The organism is Pseudomonas sp. CAU 1711 (assembly GCF_039888625.1).
In the GTDB taxonomy this organism is placed as follows: Bacteria; Pseudomonadota; Gammaproteobacteria; order Pseudomonadales; family Pseudomonadaceae; genus Aquipseudomonas.
In genome coordinates this window covers 253,203-275,878 of record NZ_JBDQQT010000001.1, presented here as the reverse complement: position 1 = coordinate 275,878, position 22,676 = coordinate 253,203, and the positions used below count along the sequence as shown (strand labels likewise).

Sequence of the window (22,676 nt, the reverse complement as noted above, 5' to 3'; positions counted from 1 at the left end):
CCGATAGGTTGAGGATCGGCCGTCAGGCTATTGCGCCGGCTGTGAAGCCGCCGTCATGGCGATGTGAAAAAGCCGTCAAGCCGGGCCGGTGCGGGCGGGCCGGCGCGAGGAATGAGGCTCAGGAGCGCGGCTTGGCGCGCGCCGTCGGCTCGGCCACCAGGGGATCGTCCGGCCAGTAGTGCTTGGGATAACGCCCCTTGAGGCCCTTCTTCACTTCCGCATAGGTGTTGGCCCAGAAGCTGGCCAGGTCCTGGGTCACCTGCACCGGGCGGCGCGCCGGCGACAGCAGGTGCAGCAGCACGATCTGCCGACCGCCGGCGATACGCGGCGTGGCGGCCAGGCCGAATAGCTCCTGCAGGCGTACAGCGAGCACTGGCGGGTACTCCGAATAGTCCAGCGCGATACGAGACCCGGAAGGCACCTGCAGGGTCTTGGGTGCCAACTCATCAAGACGTTGTGGCAATGGCCAGGGCAACAGACCGAGGAGGATGCTCGGCAAATCCAGATTGGCGAAGTGGCTGAGACGGCTGACCTTGCTTAAGAATGGCAGCAGCCAGTCTTCCAGCGACGCCAGCAGGGCCGCGTCGGACAGGTCCGGCCACTCGCTGGCGCCCTTGTGCTGCAGATCCAGGCGGCGCAACAGCGCCACCCGCGCCTGCCACTGGCGCAGCTCCGGGGTCCAGGGCAGCAGCTCCAGGCCCTTGCGCCGCACCAGGCCAAGCAGCGCGCGCCCTCGGGCTTCCTCGTCCAGGCCGGTCAGCGCCTCGCGGGACAGCACCAGTTCGCCGACCCGGCGCTGGCGCTCGGCGCGCAGCACGCCCTCGCGCTCGTCCCACTCCAGCTCCTCGCGCAGGCTCACCTGCTCGGCCAGCACCGAGTCGAACAGTGCCGGGTCGAGGTCGGCGGCGAGATAGATGCGTTCCTCGCGCTGGCCCTGGCGGCTGCCGAGGTCGGCGATCACCAGCCACTCGTGCTTCATCAGCGCATCCGGCTCGCCGAACTGGGCGGCACGGCCATTGGCCAGGCGGTAGTCGCCGCCACCGGCCTTGCGCTGGCGGGCGACCCGGTCCGGGTAGGCGAAGGCGAGCAGCGCGCCGAGCCAGCGCGGATGCTCAGGGTCGGCCACCGCCTCGCTCGGCGCGCCGCGCAGATAGGAACGGAACTGGCGGGCCAGCTGGCGCGCGCGTTGCACGCCGCCCCTGGCGCCGCCGGCCCTTGTCTCGCCGGCCAGCAGGCTCATGCGGCTGTGCAGATCGGCTCCGGCGCCGCGCAGGATATCGCGCTCGCCCAGCAGCGCCGCGAGATCGGCCGCCAGCGCGCCGAGGCCCAGGGCCTGGCCGCGCAGCAGCAGATGGGCGATGCGCGGATGCGCCGGCAGCTCGGCCATGGCCTGGCCGTGGGCCGTCAGCGCGCCGCGCGGGTCCAGGGCGCCGAGGCGCGCCAGCAGGTCGCGGCCCTGGGCAAGCGCCGCGGCCGGCGGCGCATCCAGCCAGGCCAGCTCATTGGCCTGCACGCCCCAGCGCGCCAGCTGCAGGGCCAGGCCGGCCAGGTCGGCCGCAAGGATCTCCGCCGTGCCATGGGCGGCCAGCTGCTCGTGCTGGGTCTGCGACCACAGGCGATAGCACACCCCCGGTTCCAGGCGCCCGGCGCGGCCGGCACGCTGAGTGGCCGAGGCGCGCGAGATGCGCTGGGTGTCCAGGCGGGTCATGCCGCTGGCCGGGTCGAAGCGCGGCACCCGCGCCAGACCGGCATCGACCACCACGCGCACGCCGTCGATGGTCAGGCTGGTCTCGGCGATATTGGTGGCCAGCACCACCTTGCGCGTGCCGGCCGGTGCCGGCTCGATGGCGGCGCGCTGGGCGGCCAGCTCCAGATCGCCATGCAGCGGGCAGAGCAGGATATCCGGACGAGCGCCGAGCCGCTCTGCGAGCTGCTCATGCACCCGGCGGATCTCGGCCTGGCCGGGGAGGAACACCAGCAGACTGCCGGGCTCAATGGCCAGGGCCTGCAGCACCGTCTGCACCACCCGCGGCTCGATGCGCTCGCCGGGCTGGAAGGGCGCGCCCCAGCGCATCTCCACCGGGTGCATGCGGCCCTCACTGGACACCACCGGCGCGGCGCCGAGCAGCGCCGAGAGGCGCTCGCCCTCCAGGGTCGCGGACATCAGCAGCACCTTGAGCGGCGGCTCGTCGCGCAGCAGCTCGCGGCCGTTGAGGGTCAGCGCCAGGGCCAGGTCGGCATCCAGGCTGCGCTCGTGGAACTCGTCGAAGATCACCAGGCCGACGCCTTCCAGCGCCGGGTCGTCCTGCAGGCGACGGGCGAGGATGCCCTCGGTGACCACCTCGATGCGCGTGTTCGGGCCGACCTTGGAGTCCAGGCGGATGCGGTAGCCGACCGTCTCGCCGACCCGCTCGCCCAGCTCGCTGGCCAGGCGCTCGGCGGCGGCGCGGGCGGCCAGGCGGCGCGGCTCCAGCATCAGGATCGACTGCCCGGCCAGCCAGGGCTCGGCGAGCAGGGCCAGGGGCACGCGGGTGGTCTTGCCGGCGCCGGGCGAGGCCTCCAGCACGGCCTCGTGGCGCTCGGCCAGGGCTTGGCGGAGGGCGGGCAGAACGTCGTCGATGGGCAGGCGGTTCATGGGTTCTCCGAAACAGCCGGCGATTATAGAGGCGAACCCCAGGGCCTGTTGACGTTTCGCCGCGACCGCGACGGAGCCAGGCCCTAGGGGGTGGCGGACATCCAACTAACACACTGGCCTTGCTATAGTGCCGACCCCATTTTCAGGAGGTGTTCATGCGCTCGCATTCCCGTGTAATTGGCGGCGTTCTCGCCCTGTCCCTGACCACCCAGCTGACCGCCTGCGGCACCCTGTTCTTCCCCGACCGCCGCGGCCAGATCGAGGGTCGCATCGACCCGCTGGTGGCCGGCCTCGACGCCATCGGCATTCTGTTCTACGTGATCCCCGGGCTGATCGCCTTCGGCATCGACTTCGCCACCGGCGCCATCTACCTGCCGAACGATCAGTACAGCATCGCCCCCGAGAAGCTGCGGGACGCCGTGGGTGAAGACGGCCGCATCGACCAGGTCCGGCTCAAGGCCATAGTGCTGCAGGAAATCGGCCTGGACCTGCCTCTGGACGATCCGCGCCTGATCCAGCACAGTGGCAGCATCGAGCAGCTGGCCGCACTCGGCCTGCGCGCGGAGGCCTGATGAACCACCTCGCCACTCACCTGCAGCGCCTGCTGGCCTACCACGGCTGGGCCTACGCGCGCCTGCTCGGCGAGCTGGCGAGCCTGCCCGAGGAGCAGTACCGCGCGCCCTGCGGACTGTTCTTCGGCAGCATCCACGGCACCCTCAACCACCTGGCGGTGGCCGACCGTATCTGGCTGGCGCGGGTGCGCGGCGAGGCGCAGCCCTTCGCCCGCCTGGATGCCGAGGCGGTGAGCGAACGCGCCGCCGTCGAAACCTATCTGGAGATCGGCGTGGCCGCCTGGCACGACCATCTCGAGGGCCTGCAGGACGTCGAGCTGCTGGCCCCCGTGGCCTACCGCAACATGGCCGGCGAGGCGCAGCAACGGCCGTTGCTGGACATAGTCACCCACCTGGTCAACCACGGCAGCCACCACCGCGGGCAGATCAGCGCGGCGCTGACCGCCCTCGGCCACCCGGCGCCCAAGCTGGACTACATCTACGCCCTGCCCGAACTGCCATGAGCCCCGCCCGCCTGCTGCGCCTGGCCACGGTCGCGGCCCTGGCCACGGCCCTCAGCCTGGCCCTGGCCAAGGCCGTGGCCTGGTGGCTGAGCGGCTCGGTCAGCCTGCTGGCCGGCCTCACCGACTCGCTGCTGGACGGCGCCGCCTCGCTGCTCAACCTGATCGCCGTGCACTACGCCCTGCGCCCGGCCGACGAGGACCACCGCTACGGCCACGGCAAGGCCGAAGCCCTGGCCGGGCTGGCCCAGGCCCTGTTCGTCGGCGCCAGCGCGGTGCTGGTGGCGCTGCAGGCGGTCGACCGCCTGCGCCACCCCGAGCCGCTCGCCGCCACCACCCTGGGCATCGCGGTGATGCTGCTGTCGCTGGCCCTGACCGCCGCCCTGCTGCTGCTGCAGCGGCACGTGGTGCGCGTCACCGGTTCCACGGCGATCCGTGCCGACGCCTTGCACTACCGCTCCGACCTGTTGCTCAACTGCGCCATCCTGCTCGCCCTGATCCTGGCGGCGCAGGGCTGGCACAGCCTGGACCCGCTGTTCGGCCTGGGCATCGCCGTCTATATCCTGTGGAGCGCGTTCTCCATCGTGCGCGAGGCGGTGGCGGTGCTGATGGACGAGGCGCTGGCCCCCGACGTCAGCCAGCGCATGCATGCCCTGGCCTGCGCCGTGCCCGGCGTGCTCGGCGCCCACGACCTGCGCACGCGGGTGTCGGGCAGCCGCTGGTTCGTCCAGCTGCATCTGGAGCTGCCCGGCGAGCTGTCGCTGCGCGAGGCGCACAGCCGCTGCGAGGCGGTGGAGCGGGCGATACGCGGCGAGTTCCCGCGTGCCGAGGTGCTGGTGCACGCCGACCCGGTCGCCTGAATAAAAAAGGGAGGCCTTGCGGCCTCCCTTACGGGGACTTGTCCGGCACAGGCGATTGTGTCGCCGCTTTCCTCGTCCGCCTGGTTGGGCGGTACGGGCCCGGGGGCCTGCACGATCCGGTAGGACCGCCGGCGCCGCAGCGCCTGATTGGGCAGTGCGGTTGGACTCATCGTCCGGGCCATGAAACTGAGGGAAAGCTTAATCGCCGGCCCCCGACACAGGATTGCTAAGATTGCTGACCAGCATGCCATTTGCGCAATAAATGACTACTGATAGAGTAAAAAGCGCAATCCATAAAGAAAGAAGCATCACCATGAACAAACTGGACCGCTACGACCTGCGCATCCTCGCCGAACTGCAGCGCGACGCACGCATCTCCAACCAGGAGCTGGCCGAGCGCATCGGCCTGTCGCCCTCGCCCTGTTCGCGACGGGTCAAGCAGCTCGAGGACGACGGCTACATCGCCCGCCAGGTGGCGCTGCTGGACGGCAAGAAGCTCGGCCTGACCCTGACCGCCTTCGTCCTGATCGGCATGGACCGCCACACCCCGGAGCGCTTCGAGCACTTCCAGGCGGTGATCCGCCAGTGCCCGGAGGTGCTGGAATGCAGCCTGGTGACCGGAATGGACGCCGACTACCAGCTCAAGGTGGTGGTGCCGGACATGGACCACTACCAGAAATTCCTCCTCGGCCAGCTGACCCGCATCGAGGGCGTGACCAGCGTGCGCTCCAGCTTCGTGCTCAACCAGGTGCTGTCCAGCACCGAGCTGCCGCTGGAACACCTGCGCGGCTGATCGCCGCAGGGCCGACCGGCGTGTGCCGCCTGGCGCGCCGGGTTGCGTATAATCGCCGCCCGTTGTCCGCCAGCCCCGCCGAGGTCCCCGATGGAAACCGAACAGTTCGAAGCCCTGATGATGTACGTCCTGGTCGGCGGCCTGGTGCTGTTCATGTTCTTCATCATCTGGGACCTGGCGAAGAAGTCCAAGGCCGGGCGCCTCGGCACCGCCATCCTGTTCCTCGGCCTGGGCCTGTGCCTGTTCGCCTTCCTGGCCAAGCCGATCATCACCTACATCATCGAGGCCGCGCGCGGCATTCACGGCTGAGGCTTAGCCTCACCTGGCCCTCGAATCCCTCACCCCGGCCCTCTCCCGGAGGGAGAGGGAGACCATCCTGGAACACCGTGCCTAACCCCTCTCCCCCTGGAAGGGCGGTTGGGGTGAGGGTCTTCCAGGCACCTCGGCCATACGCCCCACGTCAGCTACAGGCGCGGCTCCAGCTCGCGCCACTGCCCTGGCGGCAGGTCGTCCAGGCTCCAGGGGCCGATGCGCACCCGCACCAGCCTGAGCGTCGGCAGGCCCACGGCGGCGGTCATGCGCCGCACCTGGCGGTTGCGCCCCTCGCGAATCACCAGCTCCAGCCAGGCGGTCGGCACGCTCTTGCGAAAGCGCACCGGCGGGTTGCGCGGCCACAGCTGCGGCTCCTCCAGGCGGCGCGCCTCGGCCGGCAGGGTCGGACCGTCGTTGAGCTGTACGCCCTCGCGCAGCTGGCGCAACTGCTCCTCCGTCGGCTCGCCCTCCACCTGCACCCAGTAGGTCTTGGCCAGCTTGTGCCTGGGGTCGGCGATCTGCGCCTGCAGGCGACCGTCGTTGGTCAGCAGCAGCAGGCCCTCGCTGTCGCGATCCAGGCGCCCGGCCGGATAGACCCCGGGCACGCCGACGAAGTCCTTGAGAGTGGCGCGGCCCTGCTCGTCCTGGAACTGGGTCAGCACGTCGAACGGCTTGTTCAGCATCAGCAGGCGCGGTTCGACCGGCGGCGCCTTGGCCACCCGGCGCGGGGCGGGCTTGCCGGCAACGCGGCGCGGGGCGGAGGGGCGAGGTGGGCGCGACATGCTCGATCCTGGGAAGGAAAAGAGCGCAGTTTAACCGAGCCTTATCAGCCCCGCTGATGATGCCCCGCCGCGCCACACATCCGGCTAAGCTGCTGCAATCGAATCGACCGCAGAGGACGACAGCATGAGCCACGAACTCGCCACCTTCACCGGCTGGGCCGCCACCGCGCCGGGCGCGCCGCTCGAACGCCACAGCTACGATCCCGGCCCGCTGGGCGCCGAGGAGGTCGAGGTGGCGGTGGAATACTGCGGCATCTGCCACTCCGACCAGTCGATGATCGACAACGAGTGGGGCAACGCCCGCTACCCCTTTATCCCCGGCCACGAAGTGGTGGGCAGCATAGTGCGCCTCGGCGAGCAGGTGCGCGGCCTGCAACTCGGCCAGCGGGTCGGCATCGGCTGGTACAAGGGCAGCTGCATGCACTGCGGCTCCTGCATGCACGGCGAGCACAACCTCTGCCGCACGGTGAAACCGACCATAGTCGGCAGCCACGGCGGCTTCGCCGACCGCCTGCGCGCGCACTGGGCCTGGGCCGTGCCGCTGCCGCAGGGCCTCGACCCGGCGCTGGTCGGCCCGCTGTTCTGCGCCGGCTCCACGGTGTTCAGCCCGCTGCTGGAGTTCGATGTGAAGCCCACCGACCGGGTCGGCGTGGTCGGCATCGGCGGCCTCGGCCACCTGGCCCTGCGCTTCCTCAATGCCTGGGGCTGCGAAGTCACCGCCTTCACCTCCTCGCTGAGCAAGCAGGACGAGGCCAGGCGCCTGGGCGCGCACAAGGTGGTGGCCTCCACCGATGGCGCGGCGCTGAAGGCGATCGCCGGCAGCCTGGACTTCCTGCTGGTCACCGCCAGCGCCGACCTGGACTGGAACGCCCTGCTCGCCACCCTGCGTGGCAAGGGCCGCCTGCACTTCGTCGGCATAGTGCCGAGCGCCATCCCCACCCACGTGTTCGGCCTGATTCCGCAGCAGAAGAGCCTGTCCGGCTCGCCGGTGGGCTCGCCCGCCAGCATGGCGACCATGCTGGAGTTCTGCGCCCGCCACCAGATACTGCCGCAGGTCGAGCACTTCCCCATGAGCCAGGTGAACGCCGCGCTGGATCACCTGCGTGCCGGCAAGGCGCGCTACCGCGTGGTGCTGGACGCCAGCCAGTGAACGGCCTGCGCTGGCGGCCCGCGCCGCCCTGGCACCTGGGCGCGGTGGACGGCACCGACCGCCCGCGCCTGCTGCAGCTATGGGAGGCGGCAGTGCGCGCCACCCACCACTTCCTCGCCGAAGAGGACATCCAGTTCTACCGGCGCATGCTCGCCGAGCAGTATTTCGACCTGGTGCGCCTGAGCTGCCTGCGCGACGAGCAGGGGCATATCCAGGGCTTCGCCGGCACCGCCGAGGACAGGCTGGAGATGCTTTTCGTCGATCCGGCGCAGCATGGCCGGGGCCTGGGCAAGGCGCTGCTGCGCCATGCCATCGAGCGCGACGGCGTGCGCCTGGTGGACGTCAACGAGCAGAACCCCACCGCCCTGGCCTTCTACCTCGCCCAGGGCTTCGAACGGATCGGCCGCTCGCCGCTGGACGGGGCCGACAAGCCCTACCCGCTGCTGCACCTGCGTCTGAACCGACCGTAGGATGGGTTGAGCTGCATGGCGGCGATACCCATCGCAATGGCCCGCATGGGGTATCGCTGCACGCTTTGCTAGTCCGGCTGAACCCAAGACCGCGCCGCGGACCTCCCCCGGATTACCTCCGGGCCAGGCTCTGCGCCTGGGCCGGGACGCCCCGCGGCGGCTGCCCGGCCCACAGCTGCAGCCGCCGCGACAGCAGCAGCTCGGCGGCGATCACCGCCAGCAGCAGCGCGACGAGCAGCAGCAGCGACAGATAGAAGGGTTTGAGCGCCTGGCCGATCTGGCGCTTGAGCAGACCCAGCAGGAAGTCGGCCTGGAACAGCTGCTCGACCCGCGCATCCAGCACCTGCAGCACCACCTGGCGATCGACCCCCGCATACTTGTCGGCCTGCTCCGCCACGCTGTCGCGTACCAGCTCTTCGAGCATGGCCGCCTGCAACAGGTCGAGCAGGCCCGTGGCGATACGCTCGCTCACGGAGGCGTGCTCCAGCTCGGGGGCCCGCGCCAGCATCTGCGCCTGCAGGTACTGCGCCGCCAGCTGGTTGAGCAGGGCCTGCACGCTGCTGGCCTGCAGCGCCTTGGCCAGGGTCTGCTGGTCCTGGGCCTGCAGATGAGCCTCGAAGTCCTGCCAGAGGCCATCGGCGACCGTCTGCACCAGCGGCGCGTAGCTGTCCAGATGGCGGTAGACCTGCTGCTGGCCACCATAGAGCAGACCGCCCTGCAGGCCGAAGAAGGCGCCGCCAGCCGGCAATAGCAGGAAGTACGACTTGAGCAGCCAGTGGTGCCAGCGCTTGCGCCGCCCCAGCCAGCCACGGCGCTGCAACTGCAGCGCCAGCAACAGCCCGGCAACGACGCCGAGCAGCACGCCGAGGCAGCTGTAACCCAGTAGCGAGAGAAAGCTGAAGGGCTCCCACAAGCCCTGCAGCAGAACCTGAGCCTTATCCATGGCGCCGACGCTCCTCGTCATCCGTTCGGGAGCCGCAGCCTAATCCACCGCGCCGGCGCTCGCAGCCCGTGCAGCGGAGACTGTGCGGCGGCACACAAAGTGTGCGCCCCCGGCTGGCGGGCGCTCGATCAGCGGAACGGCGGCTCGTCGAAGCTCCTCAGCTTGCGCGAGTGCAGCGAGTCGAGCTGGCAGCGCAGCAGGTCGAGGGCGGCGATGCCGATGGCCAGGTGCTGGCTGACCGCACGCTGGTAGAAGCCGGTGGCCGAGCCGGGCAGCTTGATCTCGCTGTGCAGCGGCTTGTCCGACACGCACAGCAGGGTGCCGTAGGGCACCCGCAGGCGATAGCCCTGCGCTGCGATGGTGCCGCTCTCCATGTCCACGGCGACCGCGCGCGACAGGTTGATCAGCGGCCGCTCGTGAGCCCAGTGCAGCTCCCAGTTGCGGTCGTCGTAGGTCAGCACGGTGCCGGTGCGCAGGCGCTTCTTCAGCGCCTCGCCCTGCTCGCCGGTGACCTGCGCGGCGGCCTCCTGCAGGGCCTGCTGCACCTCGGCCAGGGCCGGGATGGGGATGTTCGGCGGCAGCACCCGGTCGAGGATGCCGTCCCTGCGCATATAGGCGTGGGCCAGCACGTAGTCGCCGATGGTCTGCGATTGGCGCAGACCGCCGCAGTGGCCGATCATCAGCCAGCAGTGCGGGCGCAGCACGGCCAGGTGGTCGGTGATGTTCTTGGCGTTGGACGGGCCGACGCCGATATTGACCAGGGTCACGCCGTGGCCGTCGGCGGCGATCAGGTGGTAGGCCGGCATCTGGTAGCGGTGCCAGACGATGGCGTCGGCCACCGCCTGGGCGTCCTCCTCGGAAGTGCCGCGCTCGATGATCACGTTGCCCGGCAGCACCATGCGCACGAAGCGCGGATCGTCGCGCAACTGCTCCAGGCCGTGGCGGATGAACTGGTCGACGTAGCGGTGGTAGTTGGTCAGCAGTATCCACGGCTGCACGTGGCGCCAGTCGCTGCCGGTGTAGTGCTGGATGCGCTTGAGCGAGAAGTCGGTGCGCGCCGCGTCGAACAGCGCCAGCGGCAGGTCGCTGCTGTCGCCCCAGCCGTACAGACCGTCGGCCACCGAGTCGGTGGCGGCGGACAGGTCGGTGCTGGGAAACACCCGCGCCAGCTCGGCGGCGCTGACCCCGGAGCCGGACAGCTCGTCGCCCTGGTCGACCACATAGGGGTAGGGGATGTTTTGCAGGCTGAAGCCGACCTCGACGGTGACCGAGAAGTCCTCCATCAGCGGACGCAGCTGGTCCAGCAGGTAGCCGCGAAAGGCCTGCGGCTGGGTCACGGTGGCGCGGTAGGTGCCCGGCACCTGCACCTTGGCGTAGGCGCGCACGCTGCTCGGCACCTCGCCCTGGCAGTGGTAGGTCAGGCGCAGCTCCGGGTAGCGAAACAGCGCGCGCTCGGCTTCGCCGGGCTGCACGCGCTCCTTGAGGTAGCGCTTGAGCGCGTGGCTGAGGGCCTCGGTGGCCTGACGATGCAGGGCGGCGAGCCGGTCGACGGCCTCCTCGGCGGTGGCGGCGACGACGAAATCGGAGTGCGGCATGGCGGTCACGGGGCAGCTTCCTGGCTGTAGCGATGGCCTATCTTGCGCCCGCCCGGCGGTCGTCGGCAAACCTCGACTAGGCTTAGCCTATCCCGACCGACGGAGCCGACCGTGCGCCTTGCCCCCCTCTTCTGCCTGCTGCTGTGCGGCACGACACTGGCCAATGAGCTGGACGGCCACTACCAGGGTCTGATGAACGAACAGCCCACCGAGCTCATCCTGCGCAGCAGCGGCGAGACGCTCAGCGGCGAGTATGTGGAGAACCGGCAGAGCCGCTATCCGCTGAGCGGGCGCCTGGACGGCCAGGTGCTGAAACTGCGGGTCAACGATCCCGTGTCGGGCGAGACGCTGGCCAATATCAACGCCAACTACGCCAACGACATGCTCAATGCGGTGCTCGCCACCCGCCACCCGCAGAGCGGCGAGACGCTGGTGCGCGACGGACTGTTCCAGCGTATCGGCCCGGCGCCCGATCCGAGCCTGGACCCGACCCTGGTCGGCACCTGGGTCAACGAGCGCGAACCCCATGTGCGCGATGGCCAGCTGCTCGCCCCGGCGCAGATCACCACCCTGCGCATCCGCGCCGACGGCAGCATCGCCCAGTGGGCGCGCCAGGTCGGCGGCGGCAGCGAATGGAGCTACGACCGCCCCGGCGAGCTGCAGTACAGCGGGCGCTGGCGCAGCGACGATGGCCTGCTGCTGGTGCGCCTCAAGGGCGCGGCGGACTTCCAGCCGGCGGCGCACTACCGCTTCGACCAGCCCTACCTGGTGACCAGAAGCAATACCGGCGAGATGAAGTGGCAGAGGCGCTGAGCTGACAGCCAAATCTGCGCTTGCTGCCATGAGCACAGCCGGGTCAGGTACTCATTGTTGTTCCCTGTCCACACCGATCATCCCCTAGCACGGAAAGCATGCAAGGTAGAACGGCGCGCCGATCTGGCGGCATGGCTCATCCCCGCTGGTGCGGGGAACACAGGGCGACCAGCACTTTTTCGTTGTCTATTTGCGGTTCATCCCCGCTGGCGCGGGGAACACGTTTGCAGGGCCTTGAGCTGCTCGCGCGAGGCCGGTTCATCCCCGCTGGCGCGGGGAACACGGCGCAACGCGATCAGCGGAACCAACCGATGATCGGTTCATCCCCGCTGGCGCGGGGAACACGCCGACGTAGACCTTGAACCCGCCAATTGTGCCGGTTCATCCCCGCTGGCGCGGGGAACACGGCAACGGCGAACCGCTGCCGCCCATCGACTACGGTTCATCCCCGCTGGCGCGGGGAACACCTGCACACGTACCACAATTCGGGGTTCGCGGACGGTTCATCCCCGCTGGCGCGGGGAACACGGCGATGTTCCGCCATTCGCTACACATGCCCGCGGTTCATCCCCGCTGGCGCGGGGAACACGCATCGATCGGTTCCACCCATACCCGGACCGCCGGTTCATCCCCGCTGGCGCGGGGAACACGCAAATGTTATGTGTGTGCATGCATCCCTATGCGGTTCATCCCCGCTGGCGCGGGGAACACAGCGTGGCATTGAACGCAGGCACGAGCCAGGGCGGTTCATCCCCGCTGGCGCGGGGAACACGGCCTGATCGCAGTTCACCCCTACAAGGCCCGCGGTTCATCCCCGCTGGCGCGGGGAACACCAACTCCGTGACCTTGATCCCGCCGGTTAGCGCGGTTCATCCCCGCTGGCGCGGGGAACACCGCCAAATAGCCGTCACACCGTGGGCCACGACCGGTTCATCCCCGCTGGCGCGGGGAACACCCGAGCGCGCCAGGTAGCGCCCACGCTCTGGCCGGTTCATCCCCGCTGGCGCGGGGAACACGTGTCGTCCAGGCTGCTAAGGTTGGATACCGGCGGTTCATCCCCGCTGGCGCGGGGAACACTTCTTCGCCGGCCTCGGCGGATGGTCCGCCGCCGGTTCATCCCCGCTGGCGCGGGGAACACCAATACGTTGCCCCCGACGGCACCCTGACGGCCGGTTCATCCCCGCTGGCGCGGGGAACACAGAATCAGGCACTCGTGCAGGCTGCCGCCAGCCGGTTCATCCCCGCTGGCGCGGGGAACACGGCCAGCTCGCCATCGCGCCAAGCCCGCTCAGCGGTTCATCCCCGCTGGCGCGGGGAACACGGCCGGGGGTTGCGCGCATCCGCCCGCCATTCCGGTTCATCCCCGCTGGCGCGGGGAACACAGCGACGCGGCGTCGCACGTCCTGAGCGCCTCCGGTTCATCCCCGCTGGCGCGGGGAACACAGCCCCACCGCCCATTCGGACGTGGAGCGGGGCGGTTCATCCCCGCTGGCGCGGGGAACACAACTCCAGGCCGAGGCCCGGGCGCCCGACGCACGGTTCATCCCCGCTGGCGCGGGGAACACTGCGGCGCACGCCCCGTCAGAGCGCACATGAACGGTTCATCCCCGCTGGCGCGGGGAACACGCGGGAGTAGTGCATACCGGCTGCAATTCAGGCGGTTCATCCCCGCTGGCGCGGGGAACACACCAAACGTAACCGATTGTTCTCGAAAGAGAAAATCGGCCACGAAAAATCTACCGATTTTTCTTGTTAAAGATCGGGGCCTGCAGGTGGCAGAAAAGCGACCAAACGCAAGCCGTCATAGTCGATGGGTTCGCGGCGGTTGGCGCCAAGGGTCTGGAAGTCATAACCGGACTCGGTCTGGCTGGCCCAGGCCATCACCACATTGCCGTCTTCGTAGCCCGCTTCGAGCTGCTGCCAGATCATTTCTCGAGTACGCCGTGACACATCGCCGATATACACCCCGGCACGCACTTCCAGCAGCCAGATGGCCAGGCGCCCACGTAGGCGCGGCGGGACATTTTCGGTAACGACCATGAGAAAGCTCATTCACTTGGCCCTGTGTCCGGCATCGCCATGGCTTTCGGGGTTGGGAATGGCCGGCGGCACCGACTCCGGAGGCGCCTCGGGCGGGCTGATGCCACCGGCGGCCAGCACCTCCTCGATCAACGGGATGATACGACCGAGCAGCTTGTCCGTGCGGAACAGGTCGCGGCAGGCCAGGCGCACCTCACGCTCGGGCTCGGCCGGCGACTTGGCGGCGATGCGAAAGGCCAGCGGTACGACTGTGTCGAATTTGTACAGATCGGCGATGTCGTAGACGAACGACAACGGCTTGCCGGTATGGATAAAGCCCACCGCCGGCGCATAGCCGGCGGCCAGCACAGCCGCCTCGGTGATGCCGTAGAGGCAGGCGGTGGCGGCGGACAGGCAGCGATTGGGAATATCCGCCGCATCCCATTGGTTACGGTCGTAGTTGCGCGCCTGCCAGTTGACCTTATATTGCTGGGCCAGCAACTTGTAGGTTCCTCGTACCCTGGCACCCTCGATGCCGCGCAACTGCTCCACGCTACGCTTGGCCGGCGCCGGCTCACCGAAGCGAATCTCGTACATCTTGCGTACCACCTTCAGGCGGAGTTCGTCGTCCAGCGCCAGCTTGGCCTGGTAGAGCAGGCGGTCGGCCCGCGCACCGCCGGGCTGGCCGCTGGAATACAGGCGCACACCCGACTCGCCCACCCAGACCAACAGGGTGCCCACGGTAGCGGCCAGGTTGACCGCCGCATGGGAGATGCGAGTGCCCGGCTCCAGCATGATGCAGGCCACCGAACCGACCGGGATATGCTTGCGCACACCGTTCTTGTCGATCACCACGAAGGCGCCATCGAGCACGTCGATCTGCCCGTAGTAGACGAACACCATGGAAATGCGGTCCTTCATCGGTAGCGGCTTGAGCGGCGGCAGGAGCGTTCCGGACATACTCAGTCACCCTCGCCGGTCGGTGGCAACGGCGACAGGCCCTTGTCGACCAGCACGCGCATCTGTCGAATGGCCAGTTCGTTCAGCTTCACCAGCCGCTCGGACTGGGGCATTCCCTGCTCGATGAAGTGCGCGTTCATCGATTCCAGATTGGCCAGGCACACCAACTGATGCACGTTGGCGTGGTCGCGGATATTGCCTTTGAGTGCCGGATTGTCCTCGCGCCACTCCTTGGCGGTCACGCCGAACAGGGCGACATTGAGCAGATCGGCCTCGCTGGCGTAGATGAAGCCGATCTGCTGCGCACTGAGCTGATCCGGGATCAGGTTCTCACGGATGGCATCGGTATGGATCAGGTAGTTGACCTTGGCCAGGTTGCGCCGGATATCCCAGCCCAGTTGCTGGAACTCCTGTTCCTTGAGGCGTTGGAACTCCTTGATCAGATAGAGCTTGAACTCCACCGAAATCCAGCTGGCGAACTCGAAGGCAATGTCCTTCTGGGCGAAGGTGCCGCCATAGCGCCCGGCCTTGGATATCAGGCCGATAGCAGCGGTCTGCTCGATCCACTGCTTGGGCGTCAGGGTGAAGCTGTTGAGGCCGGCCTGCTTTCTAAACCCGTCGAATTCGACGGGTTTAAACGCCGGGTTGTTGAGCTGTTCCCAGATGCCCAGGAACTCGATGGTGTTGCGATTGCGCAGCCAGTTGCGAATCAGATCGTCGGTGCGCTCCGCATGCTTGTAGCGCGCGATATCGGTGATGCAGATGTACTCGATGCCGTCCCTGGCATAGGTGGCGATGTCCTGTTCGAGCACCTGCAGCTTGGCTTTCATGTGGTGAACCTCCGTCCCTGTCTGTTCGTTATTCGCCATCAACCACGACCCAGGCTGAGCAGGCCGCAACCGAAGGCCTTGCCCGGCCCTATGCCGTTGCGCAGCGCAGTTGCCAGCGCGGTGCTGTCTAGCGTCCGCAAACGCCCCTCGAAGCACACCCTGAGCAGGCTGACGCGGCCGTCCTGCTTGCGGCTGCGCAGCACTTCGCTACCCGTCACCAGCGCCGCCTCGAGCGCGAAACCATGGCGCTGGCCCTGGCGCGCCAACCAGGCCAACTGCGCCTCTTCCGCTACCAGGCCCTGGCGCTTGCCGTCGCGCGTTACCGTGGGGTTGGCGAACAGGCGGAAGCGATAGCACTGTTCAGGCTGCAGCCAGCCATCCGGGCTGATATCGCGGGTTTCGGCACTGCCCTTGAGGTAGTTCTGCAGGGCCTCCAGCACCGACCAGTCGGCCGGCTCCTGCGCCTGCACCAGCACCACCGGCTCGCTCCAGGCCGCCGTGGGCTCGGCGCGCCAGAGAATGCGCGGCGGAACCCGCTCGGCATCCTTGACGAAGGCGCGCACCAGGGTGCGGTGCATCTCGTAGGGGTCGCCCAGGTCGCGCCGCGCCTGGGCGCTGCGCGGGTCAAGCCGCAGTCGGGTCAGGTACATGTGACGCTCCCGTGAAGAACAGTTCGGACTTGACGAAACGCGGGCCGAAGCGCCGCTCGGCGAAGGCTGCCACCGGCTGATCGAGGCGCACGCTGCCTTCGCTGGGATGTTCCAGCAGTACCCGCCTCGGTACCTGCGGCACCTCGCCCGTCAGCAGACAGGGCCATGCCGCGAGCGCCGCCCGCAGCGGCTGTTCGCTCACCCCGTCGGGCAGGTATACCGGCAGCGACGGCACGTAGCTCTTGCGTCCCAGCGCCAACGACCAGACCGGACTCGCCAGCGCCTGGTGGATGCTCGCCAGCAGGCCGCGATCCCCTTCCAGGCCGACCAGAAACACGGCGTCGGCCAGGTAGTAGCGCGGGCTGACCACAGTGCGCTCCTGGTCGGGCTTGCCGCTGGAGGCGATCAGCACGCCGGTGGCGGTCTGGTAGTCGCGCAGCGGCACGCCCTCGCGCTCGACCCGCACGCCCATGCGCAAGGCGGCCAGATCATCGACCGGCTCGGCTCGATCGCGGCCGAGGGCGGCGCAGACCAGGCCGAGCACACCAGACTTGGACGGCTCCTGTTGGGTGTCGCGCTCGTCGAAACGGCTGGTGGTGCCCCAGGACTGCATCGGCCCTGCCAGGCGCAGCAGCAAGGTCGCCATGCTCAAGCCCTCATGGCGCTGGCGGCCACTTCGCGTGCCCGCCGCGCCAGCTCCGCCAGGTTGGCCACCGCCTCGCCCTTGGCCGCCGGCCAGCGGCCGGTGAGGTCGAGGCTCAGCCAGCGGTCCTGCGCCGCGCCGTAGACGGCGGCCAACTTGCTTTCGTAGGTGGCCAGGCGCTCCACCGACTGCTCGGTAAGGGCCTGGTCGGCACGCGGCGCCACCGGTTTCTCGAAGGCATTGGCCAGGCTCAACGGTGTGGCATGGCGCAGGCACAGGCCGGCGAACTCGGGCGGGTTGTGCGCGGCAAAGCTGTTCTGCTTGCCGCTGGGAATGGCCAGGGCCAGCGCGCGGGTGAAGGCCTCGACGGCGGACAGCGCCAGTTCCAGGTCGCCCTGCAGGTTGGCCAGCAGTTTGCGCAGGTCGAGTACGGCATAGCGGTAGAGGGTGGCGGAGTTGAACTCCACCTGACCGATCATGCCGGCGCCGGTTTCGTCGACGTCGCCCTTGTCGTCCACCGCGGTGAAGTAATCGAACTCACGCTCGACCCTATGGGTGCTGATGGCATGTGCCACCTGGCAGGCCGCATCCTGATTGACCGCGGGCAGATCGGCCAGCATGCGACCGAACAGGGCGACATCGACGGCCTTGCCGCCGTCGAGCAGGGCCTTGGCCTTCTTGACGATCTCAGCCGGCAGACTGGCCTTGGCGTCCTTCTTGCTCTTCTTGTCGCCACCGACCGGTAGCTCGTCCCAGTGCTGCTCGATCAAGGCAGCGAAAGCCGCCACCTCGCCCTCGCCGAGAAACAGCAGGTATTCGGTCTTGCCGTCGTCCTTGAGCTTCAAGCCCGCGGCGGCCAGCGCCACTTCGATCTTGGCGCCCGCCTCCTCGACATCACGCCCGGTCAGGCGTTCGAGCAACAGGGCCCTGAGCTTCTTGGTGCGAATACCGCGATTGGCCTGCGGCAGCAGCTCGTGCTCGCCGGCCGCCAGGCGCACGGCGCGCTTGAAGCACTGGCTGCTCACCCGCGCCCGGCGCTGGCCGCCGAACAGGGCATCCTTGGGCGCGCCGGTGTCGTCGCGGTTGAGGTTGGATGGAGCGAAGTTCTGGATCAGATGGAATTCGAGAAACAGGCTCATGGGGTCTTCCTTTACTCGGCATCAAGGGATTCGTGAATGGCCTGGGCGGCCCGATAAAAATCGCGCGCCCAGTGCTGGCGAAGGCGGCTGGGATCGGCATTGGGATTCAGCCAGTGCGACAGATCGTCGAGCAACCGAGCGTAGTCGCAGCCGATATCCTCGGCGGCTAGCAGGCTGACGGCCTGGCGCAGGTAGTCGACGATGTTCTCGGCATCGGCGCCGAGCAAGGCGATGAAGCGCCCCTCGATGCTCGGGCTCTGCCGCCGCGCCATCAGCTCACCCAAGGCCGCGGCGAGGCTCTGCGAATGCGACTGCGGATGACGGGCGAACAGTCCGGCCACCGCATACAGCGCCAGCCGCCGGGCATCGCGCTCGTGCACGGCCGCCCCGGCGAAGCGCTCGACATAGGGAAAGGCCCTGGGATAGCAACCCGGCTCGAAGGCCAGGCTATGGCGCAGCGCGGCCAACGCGCCGCGATCACGCTCCTTGAGCGCATGCAGATGCGCGATGAACTGTTCGGCGTGTTCACTCACGACACGACCTCCTTGTCAGTGACTCGGCTAGCGGGAAGGGGTACCAGTTTATTCAGCACGCCATGCAGGCGCGGCCAATAGCGCGCATCGGCGCGCAGGGCGCGGGCGGAACCGCCCAGCCCCTGCAGCAGCGGCTGCCAGGCCAGCTCGGCGGCCTGACGCAATGCCTGGCGCCAGAGCGCTTCGGCCTGCTCCGGCTGGCCCTCGCCTATTAGCCGCAGCAGTTCGGGCAGCGCGCGTTCGGCGGTGGCGAAGTAGCTGGCGGCCAGCGGGCCGGACTCGACCAGGCTGCGGGCGCGGCTGCGGGTGTCCTTGCTGGCGGGGTCCGGCAGGGTCTCGGCCAGCATGCCGGTGGCCAGGCGCTTCAGTTCGCCGAACAGCTCGTCGGCGGCGGCCACCCGCTCGCGCAGATGCAGCGCCTTGTCCGGCTCCAGCAGCAGGGCCGACGGCAGGGCAATCTGCTCCATGCGCCAGCGCAGCAGCTTGGCCTGGTCACTGGCCAGGCCGGCGACCAGCAGCGGCTGATGCACCGTCTCGAACGGATTCAACTCCCGGTGCAGGGCAACGGCGCCCTGCACCACGGCAGCCGCCTGGCTGCCCGCCCCGGCATTGGGTACCAGCGCCGGCAGGTCGCGCCACAGCGCACGCCCTTCATTGAACGTAAGACGCACCAGGCCATTGCTGCCAGCGCGAAAACTGGCCATAGGGTCGGGGGCGTTCGGGTCTTCGCCCAGCGCCAAACCAGCGGCGAAATGCAGCCAGCGAATCACACCGCCCTCCTCGGGACACAGCAACACAGCACGACTCAGACGGGTGTAACGATCATTCGGGCCGCTGGCCAGGAGCGGGTCGCCACGTAGAGCGGCGATGGCCGGCGGCTCGCGCTCCCAGCTAGGCAGGTCGGGCTCGGCATCGGCACGCGGCGAGGCATGCAGAGCCAGACAAAGGGTGCGCGCCAGGGTCTGTCCGACCGGCAGTACCGCCGCCGTATTGACCAAAGCACCGGCCTTGTCCGCATCGCGCAGGGTCTTGACCAGGCCGCCCGGGGTGAACTGCAGGAAGCCGAGCAGAGTGGCAATGGCGTTGGCCGGGTGGATGGCGGCGGGCGCCGCGTCATAGGCATGGTCGAATACCACGGGAGTGTTGCCGTTGGCGCTGGCCAGGGCGATCTGCGTCCAGGGCTTGCGCTTGTCGCGGGTCTCCTCGGCGCAAGCCAGCGCCGCCACCTGCATAAAGGGATATTCCGGGTGGAACAGCCAGAAACGCTCGCGCCACTGCTCCAGGTAGGCGCGAATCTCGGCCAGTGGCAGGCCCTCGCGATACCAGCGCAGGCGATCCTTGTCGCGCCAGCCGCCGAAGGCCGTGACCAGCGCGCGGTGGGTGATGGCCAGCAACAGGCGGTACTGCGCCACCAGGCTGGGCGGCGCGGTTTCCGCCAGGGCGACTATTTCGCCGCTGCGCTCGAACAGCTCCAACAGGCCCAGCTCCACTACCCGGCCATCGGCCAGGCACACCGGCAGCCAGGGTTCGTCCAGCAGGCAGAACGCTTTACTCATGCACTCTCCTCCTTCGTTCCTTCGGCGGGCTCGTACACCAGCCCGAGCAGGTCATCCAGGCGCAGTCTGAGGCCCTCCTGCACATAGCACCCCTGCCGCAGCGGCAACGGGTAGAAGTTGCGCAGCAGCGGGTGTGCAAAGGCTGCGGGCAGTGGGTTGCCCTTGAAATGCCTGACCAGCACCTTGCGCGACACCTTGAGCTGGCGGTTGTAGAGCTGCCGCGCCAGGACATCGGGCAGCGCCTGGCCGGGCGCGAAGACTGGCTCGCCGGGGCGCACGCACCAGCCGCCCTCGACCACTTCCAGCGGAATCAGGGTGACGGACTCTGCGCCCAGGCGGGTCCTGTTCTCCAGCCCGACGCCCTCGCCCTCCTCGCTGCCGCGCGGCTTGCCGTTGTAGGCGGACTGCGCTTCCTCGGTGGGGTCGATGGCGATGTTGAAGGACTCGCGCCGCTCCTTCTGCACCCGCGCCAGATATTCGCCATAGGACTCGATCTCGATACGCGCGCAGGCCTCTTCATCCAGGTCATCCGGCAGCGGCTCATCGCCATACACCGCCTGCACCAGGCGGTCGATATCGGCCGGCAAGCTCAGGCGGCGCTCATGGCGCAACAGCGCCCAGCTGCGCAGCAGGATGTAGGCGTCGTAGACATAACCCCAGGCGGTGTCCTTGAGTTCGGGCAAACGCTCGGCCTGCAAGCCGGCGACCCACAAGCGGGCCTCGGCATGCTGCGCCGGGCGCTCGCGCACATGCCGGTGCAGGCGCCCGGCACGCTGCAGCAGCAGGTCCACCGGGGCCAGGTCACTGAGCATGAAGTCGAAATCGATATCCAGCGACTGCTCGGCTACCTGGGTGGCGATCAGCAGCGCCCGTGCGGGACGCGAGCCCTCGGCGCCGAAAGCCACGAGCACCTGGCGTTCGCACTCGGCCCTCTGGTCGGCAGGAAAGCGGGCATGGAACAGCAGCAGTTGCGCCTCGTCACCGAGACGCTGGCGCAAGGCCGTATAGAGCTGCTGCGCACGGTCGACGGTGTTGACGATCAGCGCGCCGCAGCCGCCACCGGCCAGCAGATCGACGGCGCTATCGGCCAGAGCATCCAGGCTCTCGTCGAGGCCGGCCAGATGAATGGGCGCCAGCGCCCGGGCGACAAAGGACTCGCCGCGCACACCGGCCTGATCGACCAGCAACAGGCGCGGGTAGGCCAGCTCGGGCACGTCATCGGCCGGCACACCCCAGGCACGCAGCAACTCTTCGCGCCGGGCCAGCGGCAGGGTCGCGCTCATCAGCACCACCGAGCAGCCCAGTGCCTTAAGCCAGCGCAGCAGGGCGGCGATCAGCCCGGAGGTGTAGGTGTCGTAGGCATGCACCTCGTCCAGCACCACCACGCGGTTGCCCAGCCCCCACAGACGCACGAAGTGATGCTTGACGTTGAGCGCGGCGAACAGCGCCTGGTCGACGGTACCGACGCCGTAGGCCGACAGCAGCGGACGCTTGCGCTGAGAGAACCAGGCCGAGGCCGTGAGGCTTTCTCCAAGCGAATGATCGATGCCACGCAGATGGCGAACTTCCTCGGTCATGGCCGCGCCGCCATGCACCAGCTGGATATCCAGCGGGCCGTCGGCGAACTGCTCGAGAAAGGTCAGCGCACGCTTGAACAGGGCATTGCCGGTGGCCTGGGTCGGCAACGCGACATAGAGCCCGCGATGACCGTTGGCGGTCTGCAGACGCAGATGGGCGAGAAAGGCCAGCTCGGTCTTGCCCTCGCCCATGGGCGCCTCCACCAACAGCAGGGCCGGCCCCTGGGCACGTTGCAACAAACGATCGCCGGCCTGTTGCAGGGGGCGTGGGGTCAATCCTGGGCGAGCCACGATGCGCGCCAGCAGTGCATCGGTATCCAGGGCCTGCGCGAGCAAGGGGCGATAGGCACGCCAGCCGATCTGCGCCAGTGCCACCCGTGCCAGGACGCAGGCATTGCGGTAGTAGCTACCCAGATCGTCGAAACCGCGCTCGCCGAGGGCGAACCACTCGGGGTTGGACGCGATCCAGTCGGCGGCGCTGGTCAGCCCGGCCAGCCAGTTCACCGCCGCCAGTGGCAGCTCGTCGAGCGTCGGCTGCCCCTCCGGCGCCAGCACCTGCCAGTAGCTACGCAAGATGTCCTCACGTGCCCGCTGCCACTCGACGGGCTCGTTGAGCGGCTTGCCCTGATTCACCTCGTCGGCAAGAAAGTGATAGCCGTGATGAGCACTGACGGCCTGCACCGCATGACGCAACCAGCCGGCCTCGGCCGACGTCAGCCCATGCAGGGGCTGGCCAAGCAGAGCGGCGGTCGCCAGATCGTGCCGATCGCGATCACAGGCGCTCACCGGGAAGCCCAGGCCGTTGGCCTGATCGGCCTGCATACCTTCGGCCCACTTGGCCTGGAAACCGGGGACGGCCTTGCCGAAGTCATGCAAGCCGGCGAGCGCCGCCACCCAACGGCCGACAGTATCGGCGTCAAGCCCCAGACTCCTGGCCGCCCAGCGGCGCGTGGCCTCGGGCTCGATGGCCAGCAAGGTCTCGGCCACCGCCGCGACATCGAGCAGATGGGCCAGCAAGCCGTGCCCCGCCCCCTCACCGCTCTTGGCCCAAACTTGCCGGGCTGCCTTGCTCAAGCCAGAGAAAACCATCGAGCGCCGCCTCCCTGCAGCCATTTCGACCAAGATTCTTCGCCGCTACCCCGCCCAGGTAATGTCCGACAAAGTGCCTGCATCTGAGGAGCGAGATCAAGACAAACAGAAGGCTGCTGAGCTCTATGAGTTTCTGCAATCCAACTATTCCCTAATAATCTCCGATGGTTACTCCATGAGTGTTCCCCGCGCACGCGGGGCTGAACCGACGCTGGCCAAACTGGCCAACTGCGCCGCCAAATGTTCCCCACAAAC

At 68.5% G+C, this 22,676-nt stretch carries 21 protein-coding genes and 1 CRISPR repeat array; of the genes, 8 read left to right on the top strand and 13 right to left on the bottom strand.

The annotated features are described in order from the left end of the window. Window positions 1-118: 118 nt before the first annotated feature. A complete protein-coding gene (gene hrpB / locus AAFN46_RS01205; RefSeq protein ID WP_347806858.1) occupies window positions 119-2,635 on the bottom strand; it encodes an ATP-dependent helicase HrpB in 2,517 nt (838 codons plus the stop codon). A gap of 155 nt (window positions 2,636-2,790) precedes the next feature. On the opposite strand from hrpB, the gene AAFN46_RS01200 reads away from it, so the two are divergent. From AAFN46_RS01200 to AAFN46_RS01180, 5 genes are all read left to right on the top strand, one after another. Continuing rightward, window positions 2,791-3,207, top strand: coding sequence for a polyribonucleotide nucleotidyltransferase (locus tag AAFN46_RS01200; protein ID WP_347806857.1), 417 nt, complete (start codon window positions 2,791-2,793; stop codon window positions 3,205-3,207). Further along, window positions 3,207-3,710, top strand: a complete 504-nt coding sequence (locus AAFN46_RS01195; protein ID WP_347806856.1) for a DinB family protein — start codon at window positions 3,207-3,209, stop codon at window positions 3,708-3,710. Before AAFN46_RS01200 ends, AAFN46_RS01195 begins: the two co-directional genes overlap by 1 nt. After that, window positions 3,707-4,567, top strand: coding sequence for a cation diffusion facilitator family transporter (locus AAFN46_RS01190; protein WP_347806855.1), 861 nt, complete (start codon window positions 3,707-3,709; stop codon window positions 4,565-4,567). Before AAFN46_RS01195 ends, AAFN46_RS01190 begins: the two co-directional genes overlap by 4 nt. Before the next feature lie 313 nt (window positions 4,568-4,880). Further along, on the top strand, window positions 4,881-5,360 hold the full coding sequence (locus AAFN46_RS01185; RefSeq protein WP_347806854.1) for an Lrp/AsnC family transcriptional regulator: 480 nt from the start codon (window positions 4,881-4,883) through the stop codon (window positions 5,358-5,360). Between the two features lie 90 nt (window positions 5,361-5,450). Next, window positions 5,451-5,669 carry a DUF2788 domain-containing protein gene (locus AAFN46_RS01180; RefSeq protein WP_347806853.1) on the top strand — a complete coding sequence of 73 codons (219 nt, stop codon included), beginning with the start codon at window positions 5,451-5,453 and terminating at the stop codon, window positions 5,667-5,669. A gap of 155 nt (window positions 5,670-5,824) precedes the next feature. Here AAFN46_RS01180 and AAFN46_RS01175 read toward each other — a convergent pair whose 3' ends face one another. Next, window positions 5,825-6,391 carry a pseudouridine synthase gene (locus AAFN46_RS01175; protein WP_347807002.1) on the bottom strand — a complete coding sequence of 189 codons (567 nt, stop codon included), beginning with the start codon at window positions 6,389-6,391 and terminating at the stop codon, window positions 5,825-5,827. A 187-nt stretch (window positions 6,392-6,578) separates the two neighbouring features. On the opposite strand from AAFN46_RS01175, the gene AAFN46_RS01170 reads away from it, so the two are divergent. Together AAFN46_RS01170 and AAFN46_RS01165 are read left to right on the top strand one after the other, a co-directional pair. Next, window positions 6,579-7,604, top strand: coding sequence for an NAD(P)-dependent alcohol dehydrogenase (locus AAFN46_RS01170; RefSeq protein WP_347806852.1), 1,026 nt, complete (start codon window positions 6,579-6,581; stop codon window positions 7,602-7,604). After that, window positions 7,601-8,074: a GNAT family N-acetyltransferase gene (locus tag AAFN46_RS01165; protein WP_347806851.1), complete on the top strand. Its 474-nt coding sequence runs from the start codon at window positions 7,601-7,603 to the stop codon at window positions 8,072-8,074. Before AAFN46_RS01170 ends, AAFN46_RS01165 begins: the two co-directional genes overlap by 4 nt. 112 nt (window positions 8,075-8,186) lie before the next feature. On the opposite strand, the gene AAFN46_RS01160 is transcribed toward AAFN46_RS01165, so the two are convergent. Both AAFN46_RS01160 and amn read right to left on the bottom strand, forming a co-directional pair. Next, window positions 8,187-9,017 (bottom strand): hypothetical protein, encoded by an 831-nt coding sequence (locus AAFN46_RS01160; protein ID WP_347806850.1) that lies wholly within the window; start codon window positions 9,015-9,017, stop codon window positions 8,187-8,189. Between the two features lie 128 nt (window positions 9,018-9,145). Next, window positions 9,146-10,612, bottom strand: coding sequence for an AMP nucleosidase (gene amn / locus AAFN46_RS01155; protein WP_347807001.1), 1,467 nt, complete (start codon window positions 10,610-10,612; stop codon window positions 9,146-9,148). Between the two features lie 111 nt (window positions 10,613-10,723). On the opposite strand from amn, the gene AAFN46_RS01150 reads away from it, so the two are divergent. Further along, complete coding sequence (locus AAFN46_RS01150) at window positions 10,724-11,425, top strand: hypothetical protein (RefSeq protein ID WP_347806849.1); 702 nt, start codon at window positions 10,724-10,726, stop codon at window positions 11,423-11,425. 132 nt (window positions 11,426-11,557) lie between these two features. Continuing rightward, a CRISPR array of direct repeats spans window positions 11,558-13,112; the repeat unit is 29 nt; unit sequence CGGTTCATCCCCGCTGGCGCGGGGAACAC. 65 nt (window positions 13,113-13,177) lie between these two features. Here AAFN46_RS01150 and cas2e read toward each other — a convergent pair. Genes cas2e through cas3 form a run of 9 tightly spaced genes read right to left on the bottom strand, consistent with a single transcriptional unit; the run spans window position 13,178 to window position 22,421 of the window. Beyond that, complete coding sequence (gene cas2e, locus AAFN46_RS01145; RefSeq protein WP_347806848.1) at window positions 13,178-13,477, bottom strand: type I-E CRISPR-associated endoribonuclease Cas2e; 300 nt, start codon at window positions 13,475-13,477, stop codon at window positions 13,178-13,180. Beyond that, window positions 13,478-14,404: a type I-E CRISPR-associated endonuclease Cas1e gene (cas1e, locus tag AAFN46_RS01140; RefSeq protein WP_347806847.1), complete on the bottom strand. Its 927-nt coding sequence runs from the start codon at window positions 14,402-14,404 to the stop codon at window positions 13,478-13,480. A 2-nt stretch (window positions 14,405-14,406) separates the two neighbouring features. After that, window positions 14,407-15,234, bottom strand: coding sequence for a KilA-N domain-containing protein (locus AAFN46_RS01135; protein WP_347806846.1), 828 nt, complete (start codon window positions 15,232-15,234; stop codon window positions 14,407-14,409). A 38-nt stretch (window positions 15,235-15,272) separates the two neighbouring features. Next, complete coding sequence (gene cas6e / locus AAFN46_RS01130; RefSeq protein WP_347806845.1) at window positions 15,273-15,884, bottom strand: type I-E CRISPR-associated protein Cas6/Cse3/CasE; 612 nt, start codon at window positions 15,882-15,884, stop codon at window positions 15,273-15,275. Beyond that, complete coding sequence (gene cas5e / locus AAFN46_RS01125; protein ID WP_347806844.1) at window positions 15,859-16,530, bottom strand: type I-E CRISPR-associated protein Cas5/CasD; 672 nt, start codon at window positions 16,528-16,530, stop codon at window positions 15,859-15,861. The genes cas6e and cas5e overlap by 26 nt, the downstream gene beginning before the upstream one ends. Window positions 16,531-16,532: 2 nt before the next feature. Beyond that, the gene (cas7e, locus tag AAFN46_RS01120; protein WP_347806843.1) at window positions 16,533-17,666 is read right to left on the bottom strand and encodes a type I-E CRISPR-associated protein Cas7/Cse4/CasC; all 1,134 of its coding nucleotides are present in this window, start codon (window positions 17,664-17,666) and stop codon (window positions 16,533-16,535) included. 11 nt (window positions 17,667-17,677) lie between these two features. After that, complete coding sequence (gene casB, locus AAFN46_RS01115) at window positions 17,678-18,199, bottom strand: type I-E CRISPR-associated protein Cse2/CasB (protein WP_347806842.1); 522 nt, start codon at window positions 18,197-18,199, stop codon at window positions 17,678-17,680. Continuing rightward, window positions 18,196-19,755, bottom strand: coding sequence for a type I-E CRISPR-associated protein Cse1/CasA (gene casA, locus AAFN46_RS01110; protein WP_347806841.1), 1,560 nt, complete (start codon window positions 19,753-19,755; stop codon window positions 18,196-18,198). Before casA ends, casB begins: the two co-directional genes overlap by 4 nt. Continuing rightward, complete coding sequence (gene cas3 / locus AAFN46_RS01105; RefSeq protein ID WP_347806840.1) at window positions 19,752-22,421, bottom strand: CRISPR-associated helicase Cas3'; 2,670 nt, start codon at window positions 22,419-22,421, stop codon at window positions 19,752-19,754. Before cas3 ends, casA begins: the two co-directional genes overlap by 4 nt. Between the last annotated feature and the right edge of the window lie 255 nt (window positions 22,422-22,676).